The sequence below is a fragment of the Caballeronia sp. LZ008 genome (assembly GCF_031451435.1).
Classification (GTDB): Bacteria; Pseudomonadota; Gammaproteobacteria; order Burkholderiales; family Burkholderiaceae; genus Caballeronia; species Caballeronia zhejiangensis.
This window is the reverse complement of the sequence record NZ_JARUXK010000001.1, coordinates 2,748,827-2,765,086: the sequence shown is the minus strand read 5'-3', so window position 1 is coordinate 2,765,086 and position 16,260 is coordinate 2,748,827. Positions and strand designations below refer to the sequence as shown.

Below are 16,260 nucleotides of genomic sequence, written 5' to 3'. Positions count from 1 at the left end.
CTCATAGCGTATGAGACCGATCGCCGGCCGAAAACGCATCCAGCATTCCGGGAATGCCGCGCGAAAACGCGATCACCTTGAACAACTCGCCCATTTCCGCCTCCGAAAGCAGCTTCTGCACGGCATTCGCAGCAGGCAAAAAGCGCTTCACATCAGCGGGATCGAGATCGCTGAGCACATCGGTGATGCCGGCATTCATCAGAAACCGCGCCTGCGACGTAAATCCGAGCAAATCCGCACCCGCTTCGACGCCTGCTTCCGCGATGCCCGTAAACTCGACATGCGCCGTGATGTCCTGCAATCCCGGATACAGAAACGGATCCGAATGCGCGCGATGCCGGTAGTGACACATCAGCGTGCCCGCCGCGCGCTGCGCGTGATAGAACTCGCGTCGCGGAAAACCATAGTCGATGAAAAATGCCGCACCGCGCACAAGCATCGTGCAGACGGTCTTCGTGAACGCGAGCGCGGCCTCGTGCGTCTCCGTCACATATTCGGCAAAAGGCTCGTCGTTGGCTTCATCGATGGCGGCATCGATCAGTTCGACCTGCGCGTCCGGCGCGATCGGCCGGTCATCGAAGGCAAAGCGGTCGTTCAGCGCCACGACGCCACGCTCGTGCCACGCGCCGAGCTTGCGCACGACCAAACGCACAGGCATCGCGTCGAGCACTTCGTTGCCGATCACGACGCCCTCGAACGCATCGGGCAGCGCGTCGAGCCATTTCACCTTCGCGGCGAGCGCCGGCGCGTCCTTCTCGATGGTCTCGCGCTGACGTTCGCGCAACTCGCCCGAAAGATCGACGATCGTGTAGCTGTCGAAGGCGACATCGAGTTCGGCGAGCGCGTTCAGCAAGCCCGCCGCGAGCCTGCCGGTGCCCGCGCCGAATTCCATCAACTGCTTCGTGTCGCTTTGTTGCAACGCCTGCGCGACGGGCCGCGCGAGCGTCGTCGCGAAAAGCGGGGACAGTTCCGGCGCGGTGACGAAATCGCTGCCGTCTTCCGCGCGGCGGCCGAATTTCATTGCTCCGCCGCCGTAATAGCCGAGGCCGGGCGCGTACAGCGCGAGGTCCATATAGCGGTCGAACGGCAACCAGCCGCCCGCCGCGGCAATGCGCCCGCGGATCAGGTCGGTGAGCGCTTCGGACTGCGCGAGCGCGTCGGCGCCCGGAGCAGGTAAACTATCGGATTGTCTGGCATTCGGATTCATCCCAGTATTGTAAATGAGCGCTTCCACGCCGTTTTCTTCCGTCAACACGTCGTCATCCGGTTCCGTTTCGCGTGCGCGCGCCGTGCTCGTGACCGGCGCGGCGAAACGCATCGGGCGCGGCGTCGCGCTCGAATTCGCGCGGCAAGGCTGGGATGTGGCCGTGCATTACGGCCACTCGGCGCATGAAGCGCGCGAAACCGTCGCGGATATCGAGTCGCTCGGGCGCCGCGCGGTTGCACTGAAAGCGGATCTCGCCGTCGAGGCCGAGGTAGAACGGCTCGTGCCGGCGTGCGCCGAAGCGTTCGGCGGTCTGAACTGCGTGGTGAACTGCGCGTCGCGTTTCGACGAAGATACGGCCATCGACTTCGGCTACGCGAAGCTGCTCGAGATGACCGCCGTCAACGTCGCGGCGCCGCTCACGCTCGCGCGCATGCTGCACGAGATCACGCCCGAGTCCGCAACCGTCGATGACGCGCAACGCGGCGTCGTCATCAACGTGCTGGATCAGAAGCTGTACAACATGAACCCGGACTACCTGTCGTACACGCTGACGAAGGCGGCGCTCGAAAACGCCACCATCGCGCTCGCGCAGGCGCTGGGTCCGAAACTGCGCGTCGTCGGCCTCGCGCCCGGTCTGACGCTGATTTCCGCCGGCCAGACGCCCGCGTCGTTCGAGACGGCGCATCGCGTGACGCCGCTCAACCGCGCATCGACGGTCGACGACGTCGCGCAGGCCGCGTGTTATCTCGCGAACGCGCACGGCGTGACCGGCACGACGCTCGTCGTCGACGGCGGCCAGCATCTCGTGCCGAGTCCGCGCGACGTCATGTACATGATCGGCGCGCAAAAGTCCTGAAACGCGCCACTGAATATTGGAACCAACATGCTTGCCGCACTTTCGCATCCCCGGCTGACCGATTGCCGGCGGCTTTTTCTGCGTAACTACGAAGTTCGCATCAACATCGGTGTGCATGACTTCGAAAAGCGCGGCGAGCAACGTGTCGTCATCAACGTCGAGCTGTACGTGCCGCTCGCGCTGTCGACGCCCGTCGCCGACAAGCTCGCCGAAGTCGTCGACTACGATTTCATGCGCTCGACCATCGCCGAGCGCGTGAAGCGCGGACACATCCATTTGCAGGAAACGCTGTGCGACGACGTCGCGGCCGCGCTGCTCGCGCATCCGAACGTGCGCGCCGTGGCCGTGTCGACGGAAAAGCCCGACGTCTATCCCGATTGCGACGCGGTCGGCGTCGAAGTCTTCCGCATCAAAGAGGAACGAGCATGAACGCGCGCGACACGATCGAAGCCGCAGCCGAAACCGCAGAAGCGCAAAAGCCGGTGCGCGAGGCGCTGACGAAGCGCCAGCAAAAGGAAGCGTACGAGAACAACAAGCTGTTCAAGCGCATCGCGCGCCAGGTCGGCGAGGCGATCGGCGACTTCAACATGATCGAGGAAGGCGACAAGGTCATGGTGTGCCTGTCCGGCGGCAAGGACAGCTACGCGATGCTCGACATCCTCATGCGCCTGCGCGAGCGCGCGCCGATCAACTTCGAGATCGTCGCCGTCAATCTCGATCAGAAGCAGCCGGGCTTTCCGGAACACGTGCTGCCGGAATATCTGAGCAAGCTCGACATTCCGTTTCATATCGAGAATCAGGACACGTACAGCATCGTCAAGCGGCTCGTGCCGGAAGGCAAGACGACATGTTCGCTCTGCTCGCGACTGCGCCGGGGCATTTTGTATCGAGTCGCGGGCGAGCTCGGCGCGACGAAGATCGCGCTCGGACATCATCGCGACGACATCCTGCAGACGCTGCTGCTCAACCTGTTCTACGGCGGCAAGCTGAAGGGCATGCCGCCCAAGCTGCAATCCGATGACGGCAAGAACATCGTCATTCGTCCGCTCGCGTACGTGAAGGAAGTCGATCTCGAAAAATACGCCGAACTGCGCGAATTCCCGATCATTCCGTGCAATCTGTGCGGCAGCCAGCCGAATCTGAAGCGCGCGGAAATGAAGGCGCTGGTCCGAGAATGGGACAAGCGTTTTCCGGGGCGCGTGGAAAACATGTTCAACGCGCTGTCGAACGTGGTGCCGTCGCATCTGATGGACAGCAAACTTTTCCCGTTCGCCGGATTGCGCGCGACGGGCGAGGCCGATCCGCAAGGCGATATCGCGTTCGACGAGGAACCGTGTGCGACCGAACCGTCAGGAACGTCCGGCACGGTTTCAATTGTGCAGTTCGACGACCTGTAACCTTTATCCAATAAGGCGCAGCGTGGGTTTCGCCGCATTGCGCCAAAGAGCCGCGTGATAAATTGGCGGCTCGTCATACCAGCAAGGCTTTCAGCGATGAACATCGTGATTCTGGCTGCCGGCATGGGCAAGCGCATGCGCTCCGCCCTGCCGAAAGTGCTTCATCCATTGGCGGGCAAACCGCTGCTCGCGCACGTCATCGATACGGCGCGCACGCTGTCGCCGACGCGGCTCGTCGTCGTCGTCGGACATGGCGCGGACAAGGTTCGCGAGGCCGTCGGCGCGCCGGACGTCCAGTTCGCTCTGCAGGACAAACAACTCGGCACGGGACACGCCGTGCAGCAGGCGCTGCCGCTGCTCGATCCATCGGTTCCGACGCTCGTGCTGTACGGCGACGTGCCGCTCACGCGTGCGAGCACGCTCGAACGTCTGATCGCCGCCGCGGGCGCGGAGCGCTACGGCGTCCTGACCGTGAACGTGGGCGATCCGACGGGCTACGGGCGCATCGTGCGCGACGCCGCGGGCAAGGTGAAGAAGATCGTCGAGCAAAAGGATGCGAGCGAGGAAGAACGGCGCATCGCGGAAATCAATACGGGCATCGTCATCACGCCGACGCGCACGCTCGAATCGTGGCTCGCGTCGCTGAAGAACAACAACGCGCAGGGCGAGTTCTATCTGACGGACGTCGTCGAGCGCGCGATCGAAGCGGGCGTCGAAGTCGTCACCGCGCAGCCGGACGCCGAATGGGAAACGCTCGGCGTGAACAGCAAGATCCAGCTCGCGGAGCTGGAGCGCATCCATCAGCGCAACGTCGCGAACGCGCTGCTCGATGCGGGCGTGACGCTGATGGACCCGGCGCGCATCGACGTGCGCGGCACGCTCGAATGCGGCGCGGATGTGTCGATCGACGTGAACTGCGTCTTCGAAGGACGCGTGACGCTCGCCGACAACGTGACGATCGGCCCGAACTGCGTGATCCGCGACGCGACCATCGGCGCGGGCACGCGAATCGATGCGTACACGCACATCGAAGGCGGCAAGACGGGCGCGAACGTCGTTCTCGGTCCGTACGCGCGGCTGCGTCCGGGCGCGACGCTCGGCGATGAAGCGCATGTCGGCAACTTCGTCGAAGTGAAGAATGCGGTGTTCGGGCGCGGCTCGAAGGCGAACCATCTCAGCTATATCGGCGATTCGGATGTCGGCGCGCGCGTGAACATCGGCGCGGGCACCATCACCTGTAATTACGACGGCGCGAACAAGCATCGCACGGTGATCGAGGACGACGTGTTCGTCGGCTCGGATACGCAACTGGTCGCGCCGGTGCGCGTGGGCCGCGGCGTGACGATCGCGGCCGGCACGACAGTGTGGAAGGACGTTGGCGAAGGCGAGCTGGTGCTCAATGAGAAGTCGCAAGTGAGCAAGACGGGCTACGTGCGCCCGGTCAAGAAGAAGTCGTAAGGCTGTACGTCAGATTCAGCCCAACGCGCGCGGCGCATCGTGCATCGCGCTTTCGAATGCAAGTCTCAGAGGAAGAACGTCCATGTGCGGAATTGTCGGCGCGGTAGCGCAACGTAACATCGTCTCGGTGCTGGTCGAAGGTCTGCGCCGGCTCGAATATCGCGGCTACGACTCGTGCGGCGTGGCCGTTCTGAGCAACGGCGAGCCGCGCCGCGCGCGCAGCGTCGCGCGCGTATCCGATCTCGACGCGCAAGTGCGCGAGACGAACCTCGGCGGCATGACCGGCATCGCGCACACGCGCTGGGCCACGCACGGCGCGCCCGTCACCGACAACGCGCATCCGATCTTCTCGCGCGATACCGTCGCGCTCGTGCACAACGGCATCATCGAGAACTACGAGTCGCTGCGCGAAATGCTGAAGGGCAAGGGCTACGAGTTCGTGTCGCAGACGGACACCGAAGTCATCGCGCATCTGATTCACAGCATGTATCGCGGCGATCTCTTTCAAACCGTGCGCGAGGCCGTGAAGCAACTGCACGGCGCGTATGCGATCGCGGTGATGCACCGGAATCAGCCGCATACGGTCGTCGGCGCGCGTCAGGGTTCGCCGCTCGTCGTCGGCGTGGGCGAGGGCGAAAACTTCCTGGCTTCCGATGCGCTCGCGCTCGCCGGCAGCACGGACCGCTTCGCGTTCCTCGAAGAAGGCGATGTTGTCGAGATCGGTCTCGAAGGCGTGAAGATCGTCGATCGCGAAGGTGTACCCGCCGAGCGCGAAGTGCGCGTGGTGACGGCGTACGGCGGCGCGGTCGAGCTCGGGCCGTATCGCCATTTCATGCAAAAGGAAATCTTCGAGCAGCCGCGCGCGATCACCGACACGATTCCGCAAGCCGACGAGTTCAGCCCGAGCCTCTTCGGTGAAGCGGCGCGCGACGCGTTCTCGCAGGTCGACAGCATTCTCATTCTCGCGTGCGGCACGAGCTACTACTCGGGCGTGACGGCGAAATACTGGCTCGAATCGATCGCGAAGATTCCGACGCAGGTCGAGATCGCGAGCGAATATCGTTATCGCGAATCGGTGCCGAATCCAAAGGCGCTGGTCGTCGTGATTTCGCAATCGGGCGAAACCGCCGACACGCTCGCCGCGCTCAAGCACGCGCAGTCGCTCGGCCACAAGCACACGCTCGCCGTGTGCAACGTCGCGACGAGCGCGATGGTGCGCCAGACCGAACTCGCATTCCTGACGCACGCGGGCACCGAAATCGGCGTGGCATCGACGAAGGCGTTCACGACGCAGCTCGTCGGTCTCTTCGTGCTCGCGGTGACGCTCGCGAAGATGCGCGGTCACGTCGACGCGAAGCGCGAAGCGGCGTACTTCACGCAACTGCGCCACTTGCCGGCTGCGCTGAACAGCGTGCTCGCGCTGGAGCCGCAGATCATCGCGTGGTCGGAAGAGTTCGCGCGCAAGGAGAATGCGCTGTTCCTCGGCCGCGGCCTGCATTATCCGATCGCACTCGAAGGCGCGTTGAAGCTCAAGGAAATTTCGTACATCCACGCTGAAGCGTATCCGGCGGGCGAGCTGAAGCACGGGCCGCTCGCGCTCGTCACCGAGGCGATGCCGGTCGTGACCGTCGCGCCGAACGACGCGCTGCTCGAAAAGCTGAAGTCGAACATGCAGGAAGTGCGCGCGCGCGGCGGCGAACTGTACGTGTTCGCGGATGCGGATACGCGCATCGTCAGCGAGGACGGCATCCATGTGATCCGCATGCCGGAGCATTACGGCGCGTTGTCGCCGATCCTGCACGTCGTGCCGCTGCAGTTGCTCGCGTATCACACGGCGTGTGCGCGCGGGACGGATGTCGACAAGCCGCGCAATCTGGCTAAGTCGGTGACGGTGGAATAAGGTCGGTTGATCGGCTGAAAAAGAATGCCGATTCTGAACGTGCTCCGCGCGCAGGGGCACGTCTTCGGCCACACCCGCCGGAAGTAAACTCCGGGGAGACTTACGCAAAGCGAGCGCGCGCGGATTATTCGAACGCCATTAGAAGCGCCCAAGAGGCCGCGCGCGATTTCGCGCAACTGCGTAAGGCATCTTTCAAATAGTAATAATCAACCCGGCTGGCAATATCTCTCGCTCCAAGCCCGCCAGACGTTCTTACCCGACGTTCGTCCTTGAACCTAAGGATGCCCTGCGGTTGGGACATATCGCGTCCTGTTTCCAGAAAATCTGCGGACGTGTCCTGCTGGCGAAGTACCGCTATCCGTCTGACCAGTCAGCCCGCCCTGGGCGAGTTCACTGATGCGGCCTTCTTGAGGATGTGCCACTCGACCGCCCCCTCCGGGTAGTCCTGCTGCCATTCCCTTGCGAGCAATTCCACCGCACCCCGAACGCGTTCCATTACGTCTAGCGCATCGTCTCTCCTGTAGTCCTCGCTGCCGCCAGTATCGCCACCGCCACCCCGGCAGCTTCCCTCTGCCGACACTTCCTCCGGCCTCCGGCCGGGCTGCCCGACGCCAGCCTCCCGCATTGCCTCCACAACACCCCGCGCACATTCAGCTCGGTCGAGCGCTCGCCCGAGCCGCTCTCGCATCTCGTCCCTGAGCCCAAGGTCGCGTGCGACCACCTCCATGTCGCTCGCGACATCTGTGACCAGGACCTCCAACAGTTCCAGCAGCCTTGCCAGCAATCCGTCTGCACGACCGCCGTGCGACGCGGCGCGTTGCTTTCATGAGAGTCATCCATGAGTCTCGAAAGAGAGCTGACTTATATGGCCTGTGTGCATTGACCGAGCGACACCGTCGCGCTCAATGAAAGACGCGCATCGAGACGTGCGGCGTCTCGATGCGCGGCGACAATAGCCGACATGAGAAGAGCGGTGGCCGCGACGCGGGCTTCGCAATTTGACCCGTTTCAGAATGGTCGTAAGCGCGTGGCAGAATACGGCGCGCAGATTCGATTCGCCTGCGCGCAAACTCAGGAGACAACGTTTGCTAAGGACCCTAATCTTCAGCGCACTTTTGACGATAGCTGGTACAGCATTCGCCGAGCAGCACTACGTCGAAGTGTGTGAACCATCCGAGGCTCGCAGTTCGGCACCGTCGAATGGTGGGAGCCACCACAAGCTGACTAAGAAGCGCGCGGCGCCAACAAGGCGAACGGCAGTCCGCAGCAAACAGCATGAGGTACTGAAATCGGTAGCGGCGCCGCTGCCGACTCGGCCCGCCACCGAACGCCGCGTTCCGACATTTGACGACATCCCTCGCAAACGCACGCCTCATGGTGACGTCTTGCGCGTGCATGTCGGCACGATGCAGGCAAGGGTGCAACGTTGAGGTCATGAAGTGGCACTGGCTCTCCACATGGCGCTTCGGTCCGTGTTGCCTGTGCGCGTGCCACGTCCCGATAAACGCGATGTGCTTACAGATACAATAAGCTCAACACCACGCGCTTGACGGGTTGCAAAATAAATACATGACGGTCTCAGAAAAGCAAACGTACCTGACCTCGACCTTAGGCGAGGCGCGACATTTCTTGAATTTGGATGTGGCCGCACGCGCCGAGTCTGTTTGGTACAAGAGCTTCCTGACAGAGCCCAGCGTGCGGAGTTTCTTCAAGCGGTCAGTCTTCGAAAAGGGGACGGTCTTGAAGGTCAGCGCGATTACTCAAGTGGCGCTTGCGTTCGTTGCTTGCGTGGATGACGAACCCTCCGAAATCTTACCCACCGCCGCGGCAGTTCAAGGGGTGATGAAGCGCGCGGACGCCTTCGAATCCGCCTTGCAGGCTGAAACGTCCTCTTGGGTGCCGTCGGGTTTGCAGAAGAGCTTCTCCGGTCAATTCAGACATCTTCGCGAGGCGGCATCTGCGGTCAAGACTCGCACTGCCGGGCGCCCGGCGTTCGAAGAGCGGCGCACTTTCGTTTTGCATCTTGCCCGCGCGCTTTATGAGATGTGCGAGGACTATCCCACCAGCTTCATTGCTACGGTCGCCGCTCGCGTATGGGAGGACACCGAATCCCGTGCCGTCCGGAGAATTTTGAACGATGATGAGCGAGCCGCCATCGAACGTTACGTCGAGGACAAGCGGCGTCAAACTGCCGAGAGCGAGCAGGTTACGCACCTTCTAGTTGCTCGAGCGAGTATTTCACCGAAGGTGCTTCCTTCGGTCGCGCAGCCGCAAACGACCGGGGAACTATTCGAGGCGATGTTGGCACTCGCAAACCGCTTTCCGGATGAGACCGACAAAATCGTAGCCGTCGACTACCTGGATATGCTCCGTCGCGAGATTGGGCTAGAGCCCGACTTCCCTGAGCAGTAAGAGGCGGTCGAAATTGGCCACAAAAGCGACCTAATTTTGGCCGGGTGAAATCCGCGCCGATTCTCTCAGTATTTCGGTAGCTAGGTTTTGAAGCGCGTCGCCAACAATAGGCCTCGTCTTCACAACCTTGGCTTCGAATGCTCAACCAAACCGTACGGCTGGACCTTTTGTCGTTCAGCGCCATCATCGCCAACTGGCCTGAAAATACTGCTGCGCATCAACGCGCCCGCCTGCTCGAGGCGATGAAGGTGCGCGGTGGAGTGACCACATTGGAGGCGGTGCGGTTCCTCGACATCGTCGACTCTCGGCCGCGGATTGTGGAACTCCGGAAGGAGGGGTACCGAATCAAGACCCTATGGGTTCGCCAGCCGTCTGAGAGCGGCCGGATGCACCACGTCGGGATGTATGCGCTCGATATCGGCCACGCCTTTGAAGCAAATTCTAGGCGGTCGACCTCGACACTCAACGGTGCTGGCAGGCAGATGACGCTGGCGCTGCAATTATGAAGGCCTAGTCGCCAGCGTCTCGCTATTTCTCCGGGTCGTGCCGAAGATAGATAATCATGTGTCGGAGCTTATACGGTAGCCCCGTGCCGTCGTGTAGCGCAGCCGTCGAGAACGCCAGTCCCGGTCTGGTCGGGTCCGCGCGGTCACATGCGATGCCCTGCACGTTTTCCAGGAATTCGGCCCACTGCTCCAGACGCGCCTTAGCGTCCTTATATTTCTGCAGGTAGATGAGGATGCCACCGGCATCCGCACCCGCGCGAGCGACGCTATAGCGTGTTGTGAGCTGCTGAAAACCGCCCCAGCAATATTTAGGGCCATTGTCGAGCTTCGCCTCTCCAAGCCATATGAAATTTGGCTGATGCGTGACTTCCACGGTTATGTCGACATGCCCGCTGTGGTCTTTATCGTGGCTGGCGACATACCCATACTGCCGAAGGCTAGTGACGAGGGAGTCGGTAATCTGGTCCTCGGATGAATCAGTGAAGTACTTCTTGCGGCCTTCCAGGTCGCCGATGATTTCGTCGAAGTCTTCGTACAGAAGTGAAACGAACTCGGCATAGGTTGCAGTGGTCATTCGGCGAACCATTCGGTTGCCGCCGGCGGCCATGGTCATCAACGCTTCGAACGCCTTGTAGCTAACTTTCTGGTCCAAATTCCCGTTTGGCACCACATGCTTGATTTCGCTCATTTGGCTGAGATTTCCTTCGCCAAAGAGGATGGTACGAAGGTCGGGAAGACCCGCTCCTCATAGTTGTCTATGAGCTCGCCCGATTCGGGATGATGCAGACCGCCTTCATGTTGAGCGTCGCTGAGGTCCTGCATGCCGAAGTAGAACGTTTCATCGTTCTCGTCGATGAATTCGAACTCCGTGTCCAGCAGGTGGAGGTCATGGCCCGTCAGATACTGAAGCGCACGAGCTATGTCCTCTTGAGACGCCTCGTTCTTCGAGGCCAAGCGGTACAACTGACCAAAGGTGAGGCGTTGGAGAACGCCTTCTGCCAATTGGTCAACAATCGCAACGCATAGCGAAGCAGCGGGACTTTCGTCCCAGACTGCTTGCACCCGTTGGATTGCTTCATTTTTGTTCATATCAAGGCTAGGCATGCTCAAGAAGAGTCTGCACAGCTTTCTCGAAGTCTTGCTCGCCGAGGCAACCGCTGACGGAGGCGACCTCCAGACGTTGGGAGGGCTTGGCCAACTCCCTGAACGAACCGGGCAGCGACAGCTCGACGGGATGTTTGCCGGACGACGGATTGAAGCGAACTGACAGACGATAGGGCACTATCTCCGCCAGATTCTTCAAGCCAACTTTACCCGCCTTATGGTACAGCTCATCGCGCAAGTCCGATGTGCGGTTTCGCATCTTCTCGACTTTTACAGAATCCGTCGGAGTTTCGAACCCTAATTCGCTGACGCGACCTAACCCATCCTTCCGATAGATGTTTCCGATTGCCCTGAACAGGTTTCTTCGGTCGCCGAGAAGCGGAGCGCCGCCGGGGCCAGGAAAGTCCGCATGGAACTTTCCCATGAGGCCTTTGGCGCAATGCTCTGCATAGTCCACGTTGGTGAGCGACGGGAGGTCCAGTCTCATCTGCACGGCCCCGTCGGGGTGAACGATGACACTATCCATGCACTGCCTGAAGCGCAGCTTGATGGCAATGAACTCGTCGTAGTCTTCGAAGGCTTCGCGCACCGCAGCGGCCACTTCATCGCGCTTATACTTATCCCTCTCTTCCACGTACCGGCCCGACAAGTAGAAGAGTGCCACGCGTTTATCGGCCGAGACCAGCCGACCCACGAAAGTAGGCGAGCTCGGGACATCAGTCTTGACGTCCTTGTCGGGCACGAGCGAAGGAAAGTGACTTTGTGCTGCGGACGCCGGCGGCTGCGCATCAACGGCTGCACCGTACAGGGTCTTGCCGTGCAACTCGTGCGGGTGGAAGAAAGTCACCATCCGGTCGGCCGCCAGGAGTTGCTGCACATAGAACGTTCGAAGTTTTCCGACGACCTTCAGCAAATCCTCGTCGCTGTTGTAGCGCTCGAAGATTGCCGCCAGGAAGGGCGTCCATGTGCGAGTGATAGGCAGGCCATTGCCCGACGCGTAGTCGGACATCCGCCCCCATTTCGTAATTTGTCGCAGGTCCCCGACAAGTCGCTCGATTTGCTGTTTCGGCGTCGCTGCCATTCTCTATCCCAGATTCTTGTGCTTCTACGGCTTCTTTTGCGGCCAATAAGTATATCGTTCAAACGCAATTTGCCATCTGCAATCGGTAGTTGCTTCCGAGGTCGGGTTTGAGTGCGCTGTCGAGCTCCTGCTGGAGGCGAGAGCGTTGAGCGTCTCTCGTAACATCCGAGCCTATTTCCGGCGCTCACGCTTATGAAACGGGCGTATTACTGCCGAATTTTCCGACCTTATCGTCGCTTATGCTCTTCGACCGTCGCATCCATGCTGCGCCGCTCGTCTAGCATAGACGCTCGATTGCGACGGAAGCTGCAACCAGCGTTCAGCCTCGATTCATTGACGGCAAAGGCAATCATGTCGTGACGCGCGGATTGGCGCCGAAACCCGCTCAAACCAGGCCCTCGTGACCATACTGTGCGCGAGGCGATTCGTTTGCCGCGCGTGAAGTCGGAATCAACTAAAGACGATGGCCTGAAAGCAGGGCGCCCCTTCTTGGAATGACAATTTTGCTTGGCCCAGAAAAGAGGCGGCATGGCGCAGAAACAGACGCGCCAGAGTCAGTGTGGGCCAACTGAAGAACTCGGCGAAGACGGACTTGGCCCGTCCATCCTCGACCCATCTTCAGGTGTGCGTGGTCCCGCCATCACGACAGTCTTCTTCTTTTTAGGTTTGAATGCGAAGTCGCGCTCGCACTGCTTCTGCACTTCGAGAAAGAGGGTTCGAGCTTCATCGGCCCAGTCGGGCCACTCTTTGATTTCAGGGTCCTCCAAACCGTGCTTGGCGACCTCCGCAGTTTGGAGTTTTTGCAGCGTCCAATTGACACGATGTTCAATTCTTCGAACGATGGAAACGGCCTGCGCCAACTTCGCCGCCAAATCGCGCGAGATGATGACAAGGTCAGTGATGGCGCCGACACCTACATGAAGGCTCGTGCTCTGAAGCGTCAGCTTGAGGCTTTCGATATGGTGCGCATCCCGGTTCCGCAGACCATCGACGTTCTGCAACTGTCCTGCAAGGACCTCCAAAGCGTCGATTACAACCGGCAGAGCCGGTGTGAGGCCCGCAGCAACGACATAGGCGCGGGCCCGCTCTTCGCGTTTGCGCCAGCGTTGTTGCTGCGTAGCGACCCAGACGGCGCCAAGCGCGGAGGCCCCAGTAAAGCAGGCGCTCAGCGCACTCCAGAAGACGGCATTGTCGCCGGACCCGGACAGGAGCGGCCGCCAAGCCGCGAATGCAAGGAGAACGGCAGCGAGAAGCCAGAGCGCGGCAATCGCGGCATGGCGCCAGGCAGGGGCTTGAGGGCTTTCTTTGGATGAATCACGTCGCGGCACGTCGCGCCCGCCTCTAGGCGTTTAGAGACATCAAATCCAAGCTTAGATGCGCATCGCGAGCGGCTCGCGATGTGGTGAATTTATAAATTTGGGTTGAACAGCTTTGGGACATAGACGTCAACGTCTATCCGAGCGAAATGCAGCATGTCTCGCATCGGGCTGACCTCGATATCGCCGAGCTCTTCCGGCGTCCTGTTCCGGAGGGGTGGGATTGACTCGGTTGCAACCTTGACGGGCTTTTCGCTGCCGAACAGCGTGAACACGAGGAAGCCATGTTCGTAGTAAACATCACGAACGAACAAATGCTTACGCTCTTCCTGCCATGCGTACCCACGGCGAACGTCCTCTTCCGTGATGAGCATCTTGACCTCCTACATCAACGGGCAGATGACTTGGACGTACGTAGTCAAATACCCAAATATCTTGTTCAGTTCCTCGATAGGGAACCCGGCATTTGTCACGAACTCCGGCGGTCCCAAAGGGCAATGCATCTCGAACTTCGCCTCTCGGCCTTTGCTGATGACGGTCAGATACCTATCGCCGTACCCGCCACGCAATACCCAATTCCCGTTACCGACGTTCGTGAAGGTCGCCATGACAGGTCTTTTTGTTGGCTTCCACTCATATTACTTTGTTTGCCGCTCCTCGTTTCGTGGCCTTTGTCGCATTCCGGAAACAATCGTCGAATAACACGACCGTGCAGACCGATTTACCTTCGGCCTTCTCAGACCGTAGTTCTTCGCAGTTAGACACCGTCTCCGACACCAAGTGCTTTCGAATTGCAAATCCGAGCAACTGGACGTGGCCATGGTGGTCGGAACCGCGTCCGGGCCGCAGTCGTTCAGGTAGCAACGCGGCGCAGTAAGTGTGCGTTGAACCCAGGGACCTGGTCTGAGGGTCAGGGTGCGGCTGATTTGTCGGCGAGGCTGGTGCAAACCCTAGTGCGAGCCTCTTAAATTTCTTTGACACATTCTCGTCGAAATCATGGTAACGGAGCGCGGTCAGTCGTTCCGCCGACCGTGAACGCTGGTCGGTCCGTATCCAAGCGGCGCCCCGCCAATCTTCATTGACTGGGTCGCAAAGGCAGGCAGTCCCAGCGCGATGATTCCCAATCGGGCCAAGAGTACGACCGGTAACCCATCCAATTGCGCTGCACCTCACGTCGGGTCACGCCCGACCGAGGTTCTCCGTGGCGCTGCCTGCCGGTCACTCCAACAGGTCGTCGACCATTCGGTTCGCGGCGGCGATGCCTGCAGCCAAGGCGTCCGATTCACTGTCGAACGCAACGCCTCCGTCGTCCCCTAGCATTAGGCGTGGGAAGGCCGGGATAGCGGCTGACGACAGAGAGATTGTGATGACCGCGAGGAATCCGGCCATCGCGTGGCGTGTCGGTGTAGCGACCGAATTTCCAAATTCCTTCACATGCACGTTTAAGGCGTACTTCTCGCGCGACCAGGACGATTGCATGTTTGCCTCCTTTTCGACTGACCAAAGTGTGCGACCGGGCCGAAGGAAATCGCGACAGGCCGGACAGTAAAGCTGGGCCAGCAACGTGTCAACTCGCAGGCGACACGCGGACCGAATGTTGCATGGAGGCGCGCTTTCGATGCAAGAACTCGCCACAGCACGGGCACTACGCGCGTTATTTGCGGTTGTCGTGCTTTGAGGCCCATCGGCATCACACAACGACGCGCCGGGCCCTCTAAGGTAAGGCGAAAGTGCGAGCGATACACGGCGGCAATTGAGACGCGCAACGTCTCAGTCAAGAGATAGCCTTTTGCTTAGTCAGTCGAACGCGCGGGACCCGCCGCCACACAACGGAGAAGAACGAGCATGGCCAATTCTTACGAAGGTCGTTACTGTGGTGTCTGTGACCGCGAACTGGGCCGCAGCTACTTCGCGCTGTCGAAGCGCAGCCAAACCGTAACGTGCAGCGAACCCGGCGTCGTCTTGGTTTCAGACGACAACGGGCTGACAGACTTCTGCGGCCAAGAGTGCGCCGACTACGCCGAAGCGGCGATTTCCTCGACGCTTACGTCCGCTTATCCGACTGCTGCCAAGACGGTGCCTTGTTCGCTTTGCCTGCGCCCCGTTGACCGGACGGCACCGCATGTCTCTGTAGCCATGACCCAATTCGAAGACGCATCTGAACCGTGGCTCGTCTCCGCTCGAGTCGTCGCCGAGCGCGAGCTTGCTGTGTACTGCCATACATGCGCAGAGCATCGGCGCACTTCGGAAGCATTCGACGAGTCGGAGTTGGGCGTGGCCGTATGAAGGTCTTTCTCGACGACGAGCGCGTCACACCGGAAGGTTGGACGCGCGTGTATTGGCCACACGAGGCAATCAGGCTCCTTGAAACGGGAACCGTCGAAGAACTAAGCCTTGACCACGACTTGGGCGACGACGAGCGCGGCACAGGCTACGACGTCGTTTTGTGGATTGAAGAAGCCGTCGCGCTTCGAGCTTTCCGGCCGCCTAAAATCTTCGTACACTCTTCGAACAGTTCCGCACGCGCCAAAATGGAAGCAGGCGTACTTGCCATCGAACGGCTTGTTGCTAGGCGAGAATGAAAGACCGTTCGAACCCGTATGACGTGTCCGCGTGCAAGCTCGGACGACACGCCAAGAGGGAACGAAGTTAGGGCCCGTTGCGGGTTAGCGCCGTTGAGTTATAGCGGGAGGATGCGATTCGTCGCGAACTGAATGCGCTTCAACCATAGCTGTTCTTCCCGAAGCCCTTATGATGAGCGTGGGAGCCATCACCACAGGAAAACATGGGACCACCCGTGAAGGACGCGTCCGAAGCGGCTGCAGTCGAGCGAGTCGCGATTGCCGCCAGAGAAGTGCAATTGGCTTCACTCGCGCTCGAGACGCATTTCAAACAGTCTGAAGACGGAACGCCGACACCGCTGCACATGGCGCGTCTCACGGCCGCGGCCCAAGAATTGCAGGCAGCGCGAGATGCTCTCGATGCGTTGCTCGCAGTAAAGACTGCACCGTATTAGAGCCAGC

The 16,260-nt window shown here is 60.5% G+C and carries 18 protein-coding genes; 10 read left to right on the top strand and 8 right to left on the bottom strand.

What is annotated here, in order from left to right; genetic code table 11:
* Position 1: 1 nt before the first annotated feature.
* The gene (locus QCE49_RS12870; RefSeq protein ID WP_250457123.1) at positions 2 to 1,207 is read right to left on the bottom strand and encodes a class I SAM-dependent methyltransferase; all 1,206 of its coding nucleotides are present in this window, start codon (positions 1,205 to 1,207) and stop codon (positions 2 to 4) included.
* 13 nt (positions 1,208 to 1,220) lie between these two features.
* Here QCE49_RS12870 and QCE49_RS12865 point away from each other — a divergent pair, with 13 nt between their 5' ends.
* The 5 genes from QCE49_RS12865 to glmS all read left to right on the top strand — a co-directional run bounded on the left by QCE49_RS12865 (position 1,221) and on the right by glmS (position 6,818).
* Positions 1,221 to 2,063, top strand: a complete 843-nt coding sequence (locus tag QCE49_RS12865; protein ID WP_239295471.1) for an SDR family oxidoreductase — start codon at positions 1,221 to 1,223, stop codon at positions 2,061 to 2,063.
* Between the two features lie 27 nt (positions 2,064 to 2,090).
* A complete protein-coding gene (locus QCE49_RS12860; protein ID WP_008352641.1) occupies positions 2,091 to 2,492 on the top strand; it encodes a dihydroneopterin aldolase in 402 nt (133 codons plus the stop codon).
* Positions 2,489 to 3,460, top strand: a complete 972-nt coding sequence (gene ttcA, locus QCE49_RS12855; protein ID WP_175979612.1) for a tRNA 2-thiocytidine(32) synthetase TtcA — start codon at positions 2,489 to 2,491, stop codon at positions 3,458 to 3,460. Before QCE49_RS12860 ends, ttcA begins: the two co-directional genes overlap by 4 nt.
* A gap of 96 nt (positions 3,461 to 3,556) precedes the next feature.
* Positions 3,557 to 4,918 carry a bifunctional UDP-N-acetylglucosamine diphosphorylase/glucosamine-1-phosphate N-acetyltransferase GlmU gene (gene glmU / locus QCE49_RS12850; protein WP_008352645.1) on the top strand — a complete coding sequence of 454 codons (1,362 nt, stop codon included), beginning with the start codon at positions 3,557 to 3,559 and terminating at the stop codon, positions 4,916 to 4,918.
* A gap of 82 nt (positions 4,919 to 5,000) precedes the next feature.
* Positions 5,001 to 6,818 carry a glutamine--fructose-6-phosphate transaminase (isomerizing) gene (gene glmS, locus QCE49_RS12845; RefSeq protein ID WP_034473249.1) on the top strand — a complete coding sequence of 606 codons (1,818 nt, stop codon included), beginning with the start codon at positions 5,001 to 5,003 and terminating at the stop codon, positions 6,816 to 6,818.
* A 370-nt stretch (positions 6,819 to 7,188) separates the two neighbouring features.
* Here the strand turns inward: glmS and QCE49_RS12840 are convergent, their stop codons facing one another.
* Positions 7,189 to 7,602, bottom strand: coding sequence for a hypothetical protein (locus QCE49_RS12840; RefSeq protein WP_250457124.1), 414 nt, complete (start codon positions 7,600 to 7,602; stop codon positions 7,189 to 7,191).
* A gap of 770 nt (positions 7,603 to 8,372) precedes the next feature.
* Between QCE49_RS12840 and QCE49_RS12835 the strand changes: the two genes are divergently transcribed.
* Together QCE49_RS12835 and QCE49_RS12830 are read left to right on the top strand one after the other, a co-directional pair.
* Positions 8,373 to 9,230 (top strand): hypothetical protein, encoded by an 858-nt coding sequence (locus tag QCE49_RS12835; protein ID WP_309805996.1) that lies wholly within the window; start codon positions 8,373 to 8,375, stop codon positions 9,228 to 9,230.
* Between the two features lie 137 nt (positions 9,231 to 9,367).
* A complete protein-coding gene (locus QCE49_RS12830) occupies positions 9,368 to 9,736 on the top strand; it encodes a helix-turn-helix domain-containing protein (RefSeq protein ID WP_250457126.1) in 369 nt (122 codons plus the stop codon).
* Between the two features lie 22 nt (positions 9,737 to 9,758).
* On the opposite strand, the gene QCE49_RS12825 is transcribed toward QCE49_RS12830, so the two are convergent.
* From QCE49_RS12825 to QCE49_RS12800, 6 genes are all read right to left on the bottom strand, one after another.
* On the bottom strand, positions 9,759 to 10,424 hold the full coding sequence (locus QCE49_RS12825; RefSeq protein ID WP_250457127.1) for a hypothetical protein: 666 nt from the start codon (positions 10,422 to 10,424) through the stop codon (positions 9,759 to 9,761).
* The gene (locus tag QCE49_RS12820; RefSeq protein WP_309805994.1) at positions 10,421 to 10,825 is read right to left on the bottom strand and encodes a hypothetical protein; all 405 of its coding nucleotides are present in this window, start codon (positions 10,823 to 10,825) and stop codon (positions 10,421 to 10,423) included. The genes QCE49_RS12825 and QCE49_RS12820 overlap by 4 nt, the downstream gene beginning before the upstream one ends.
* A 7-nt stretch (positions 10,826 to 10,832) precedes the next feature.
* Positions 10,833 to 11,921, bottom strand: coding sequence for a hypothetical protein (locus QCE49_RS12815; protein ID WP_250457129.1), 1,089 nt, complete (start codon positions 11,919 to 11,921; stop codon positions 10,833 to 10,835).
* A 554-nt stretch (positions 11,922 to 12,475) separates the two neighbouring features.
* The gene (locus QCE49_RS12810; RefSeq protein WP_250457130.1) at positions 12,476 to 13,249 is read right to left on the bottom strand and encodes a hypothetical protein; all 774 of its coding nucleotides are present in this window, start codon (positions 13,247 to 13,249) and stop codon (positions 12,476 to 12,478) included.
* Positions 13,250 to 13,329: 80 nt separating this feature from the next.
* Positions 13,330 to 13,611, bottom strand: a complete 282-nt coding sequence (locus tag QCE49_RS12805; RefSeq protein ID WP_250457131.1) for a hypothetical protein — start codon at positions 13,609 to 13,611, stop codon at positions 13,330 to 13,332.
* A gap of 844 nt (positions 13,612 to 14,455) precedes the next feature.
* Positions 14,456 to 14,716: a hypothetical protein gene (locus tag QCE49_RS12800; protein WP_250457132.1), complete on the bottom strand. Its 261-nt coding sequence runs from the start codon at positions 14,714 to 14,716 to the stop codon at positions 14,456 to 14,458.
* Positions 14,717 to 15,082: 366 nt separating this feature from the next.
* Between QCE49_RS12800 and QCE49_RS12795 the strand changes: the two genes are divergently transcribed.
* The 3 genes from QCE49_RS12795 to QCE49_RS12785 all read left to right on the top strand — a co-directional run bounded on the left by QCE49_RS12795 (position 15,083) and on the right by QCE49_RS12785 (position 16,253).
* A complete protein-coding gene (locus QCE49_RS12795; RefSeq protein WP_250457133.1) occupies positions 15,083 to 15,523 on the top strand; it encodes a hypothetical protein in 441 nt (146 codons plus the stop codon).
* Positions 15,520 to 15,819 carry a cyclic-phosphate processing receiver domain-containing protein gene (locus QCE49_RS12790; protein ID WP_250457134.1) on the top strand — a complete coding sequence of 100 codons (300 nt, stop codon included), beginning with the start codon at positions 15,520 to 15,522 and terminating at the stop codon, positions 15,817 to 15,819. The genes QCE49_RS12795 and QCE49_RS12790 overlap by 4 nt, the downstream gene beginning before the upstream one ends.
* Before the next feature lie 215 nt (positions 15,820 to 16,034).
* Positions 16,035 to 16,253, top strand: a complete 219-nt coding sequence (locus QCE49_RS12785; RefSeq protein WP_250457135.1) for a hypothetical protein — start codon at positions 16,035 to 16,037, stop codon at positions 16,251 to 16,253.
* The last annotated feature ends 7 nt before the right edge of the window (positions 16,254 to 16,260 follow it).